Consider the following 3,442-nt stretch of genomic DNA (forward strand, 5'->3'; position numbering starts at 1 on the left):
GTCTTTGAGAAACCTTTATCTTGCATTTTTTAAGAATAACCTGGAAGTCGATATTATCCTAAAAAGCAAGAAAAAATATGAAGAAACAAAAAAATATATCGGAACAATAAATTACGAAGTTTCCAGAAATGGAAAAACAATATGGAAGATAAACTAAAAGAAATAGTAAAACAATGGATTCTAAAAGCTGAACATGATTTGAATTTAATCGAACATGAAGTGAAAGTATCAGATCCAACAACCGATATGATTTGTTTTCATGCTCAACAAAGTGTTAAAAAATACTTTAAAGCTTTCTTGATCGCTAACCAAATAAATTATCCGCATACTCATAACATAGGCACAATTCTGAAATCCTGTAAAGATATTAACCCGAACTTTTCACAATTAACAGATTCATTGATATTAACTCATTATGCAATGTAAGGTATGCTGATGAATTTTATATCCCTAAAATTGAGGAAGCAAAAGAAACTCATCAGATTGCTTTAAAAGTTAAAGAATTTGTGTTAAAAGAATTAAATAAATTAATGTATTAGATAAAGGAGCAGAAATATCTGCTCCTTTTTTAATTTTTTATTCATAATAGCCAGCGTAAATTAACGCTTGCGTATCAACGAAGAGGGATGCAATTCCCGGAATCTCAACCAAATCACTTTCTCCCTCAAACTTGAACTTGAAAGTATATGTGAGAGGATTTTGTCCTGTTGAAGCTATTAATTGCGTATAAACCGAATCACCGATTGTTAGTGTGTTTTCTATAACTGAAAAATAATCTATATCATTGTTCGTGTATCTGAACTCGACAATATTTTTATCCGAATCATTGATCAGTTTTACACTTGCATGGGTTGGATCTGCGAAGATATTCAAAGTTTCATTTGCTTTAACATTTATTTCCGTATCGGTGAAATACGATCCTGTTGGAGTTCCGTCGATATCTGCTTCCTGCATCATAAAAGTCTCTCCTTCGAGGTGCAGGTCTATTGTTTTTTCACCAGCTCCAAAGAAGAGGAATTTCTTGCCGATATTTACAGATATTGTTTTAATTGGTCCGGTTCCCTGGTTTATTTGAGCATCAGATGCTCCTGCCAGAATGTGATCATCTCCCTGCATCGTGAAATAAAGTAAATGTCCGGTTCTGTTGATAAATTTGACATCACCCTTGCTCGTGCAACCAAGTAAAAGAATAATTATAAAAAATAGAAATACTGCCTTTCTCATGATCAAACTCCTCTGATCTTTCTTTGGTAAAGAGGGGAACTATTTTGTCTCTTCAAGACAGATTAGATAAACTTCCTGAACTCCTTCAAATTAAAGAAAATATCTTTTCCGTGAAACCTGGCAGTATCACCGAGTTCTTCTTCGATTCGCAGAAGTTGATTGTACTTTGTGATCCTCTCCTGTCGGCAGATCGATCCGGTTTTTATCTGTCCCGAACCCACAGCAACTGCCAAATCAGAAATAAAAGAATCACTGGTTTCACCGCTGCGGTGGGAAATCACGGAAGTAAATTTTGCAGTTTTAGCCATTTCCACTGTATCGAGTGTTTCGGAGAGAGTTCCGATCTGGTTAAGTTTGATCAAAATTGAATTCGCAGATCTCTCTTTAATTCCTCTTTTCAATCTGTTCACATTCGTTACAAAAAGATCGTCTCCAACAATCTGAACATCTTTACCAATTTTTTCAGTAAGCAGTTTCCAGCCTTTCCAATCATTCTCATCCAATCCGTCTTCAATGGAAACGATCGGGTATTTTTTTACTAGTTTAATATAATAATCCACCATTTCTTCGGAAGTTAATTCGATATTTTTTTTGTCTGATTTTAGAACATATTTCCCGTTCTTATAGAAGGAAGTGGCGGCTGGATCAAGAGCGAGAAAGATATCTCGACCGGCTTTGAACCTGGTCGAATCGATAGCTTTCATGATCACTTGTAAAGCCTCTTCATTTGTTTTCAAATCAGGAGCATAACCTCCTTCGTCTCCAACAGAAGTCTTATATCCGCCTTTTCTCAAAATTGCACCCAGAGAATGAAATACTTCGGCTATCATTTGCAAACCATGTTTAAAAGTTTTAGCTCCAATCGGCATTACCATAAATTCCTGCAGGTCAACATTATTGTTGGCATGTCTTCCACCATTCAAAATATTTGCCATGGGAACAGGTAAAATTCTCGAATTGGTTCCTCCAAGATACCTGTATAATGGTAATCCGAGTTCTTGTGAAGCAGCTCTTGCTGAAGCAAGCGATACTGCCAGGATTGCATTTGAACCAAGTTGTCTTTTATTAGGAGTTCCATCCAATTCTCTCATTGTATTATCAATCATTGCTTGATCAATGACATTGATCCCGATCAAGTGAGACGCGATAATATCATTTACATTCTTGACAGCATTTAAAACTCCATGACCATTATATCTATTTTTATCACCATCGACAACTTCGACAGCTTCATATTCACCGACGGAAGCACCGCTCGGAACCGCATCTCTTCCGATAATTCCGGTATCGAGATGTACTTCTGCTTCCACGGTCGGATATCCTCTCGAATTTAAGATCTCTCTTGCTTTTACTTTTACTATCTTTGCCATTTTTTCTCCTTTTAATCAATCTGGTAAACAGGAAGTTGTTCTCTCAAAATCTCATAAATGGGAATTCCCTGTTTCTTGTTTTCATCTAATATTTTAAGACCTGCACTCAAATTTTCAAAAGACAGTTCTTCGGTCAATACTTTCCATAATTCTTTTTTTTGATTACTGCTTTTTATTTTATTGAGAGCATTATCGATGTTGGAATGATCTTTATTTTTGGAAATTAACTTTTCTTTTATTTTTTGTAAAATTTGGATACTGTCGTTTTGCATGATCAGTTTTGACATCGTCTGGTTCATCTGCTCTTTTAGAACTTCAAATAAATCCTTACCTTTGATAGTGCTGATCAACCTTGCGAGAGAAAGAGATTGAGACAGGATAGCATTCATCCCAAGATTGCCTTTTCGCTGTATGATTTCAATGAGATGTTTCTCTGTTGCTTCGGAATTAAGTTGTCCTCTCTTTTTCGACAATTCCAGTTCAAGCGATAACAGCAGGCGATCGATTTCTGCTAAACTCGATAATTCCGTGACAGTTTTTCCTATAAAGGCTTTCGAGAAAATCGTATTCACATGATCGACTACCTGCAGACAACCCTTACCTCCATAACGACGAGAACGACGATATAGTTCGCTCATTTCCGCATTTTTGAGATTTGTTATTTGGTTGGAAGTAACTTCTTTCTTAAAACGATAACTGCCGTCTGAAACTTTATCAAATAATTCAAAATATTCCGGTTTGGGAATCTGGTCTGCATAAATGACGCTGTCAACGAGATGGATTGCTTCGCCTGTTCCTGCGGAAGTTCCAAGCGGAGTAGAACCTTTGAAAGTGAAAAAATTATGGAA

Annotated in this window: 3 protein-coding genes and 1 pseudogene; 1 reads left to right on the plus strand and 3 read right to left on the minus strand. The window is 36.1% G+C overall.

Going from position 1 to position 3,442, the window contains the following annotated elements; genetic code table 11:
- Positions 1-141 precede the first annotated feature (141 nt).
- Positions 142-539 (plus strand): annotated as a pseudogene (locus ENL20_12350) (HEPN domain-containing protein).
- Between the two features lie 37 nt (positions 540-576).
- Here ENL20_12350 and ENL20_12355 read toward each other — a convergent pair.
- The 3 genes from ENL20_12355 to ENL20_12365 all read right to left on the minus strand — a co-directional run.
- Complete coding sequence (locus ENL20_12355) at positions 577-1,224, minus strand: hypothetical protein (GenBank protein HHE39344.1); 648 nt, start codon at positions 1,222-1,224, stop codon at positions 577-579.
- A gap of 62 nt (positions 1,225-1,286) precedes the next feature.
- Entirely contained in the window at positions 1,287-2,594 is a 1,308-nt protein-coding gene (locus ENL20_12360; protein HHE39345.1) for a phosphopyruvate hydratase, read from the minus strand.
- An 11-nt stretch (positions 2,595-2,605) separates the two neighbouring features.
- The coding region (locus tag ENL20_12365) for a hypothetical protein (protein ID HHE39346.1) at positions 2,606-3,442 on the minus strand (837 nt) is incomplete at its 5' end.

The organism is Candidatus Cloacimonadota bacterium (assembly GCA_011372345.1).
In the GTDB taxonomy this organism is placed as follows: Bacteria; Cloacimonadota; Cloacimonadia; order Cloacimonadales; family TCS61; genus DRTC01.

What these genes read in the sequence shown, in the direction of transcription:
- ENL20_12355 (HHE39344.1), bottom strand. Translation starts at nt 1,224, where the DNA reads ATGAGAAAGGCAGTATTTCTATTTTTTATAATTATTCTTTTACTTGGT.
- ENL20_12360 (HHE39345.1), bottom strand. Translation starts at nt 2,594, where the DNA reads ATGGCAAAGATAGTAAAAGTAAAAGCAAGAGAGATCTTAAATTCGAGA.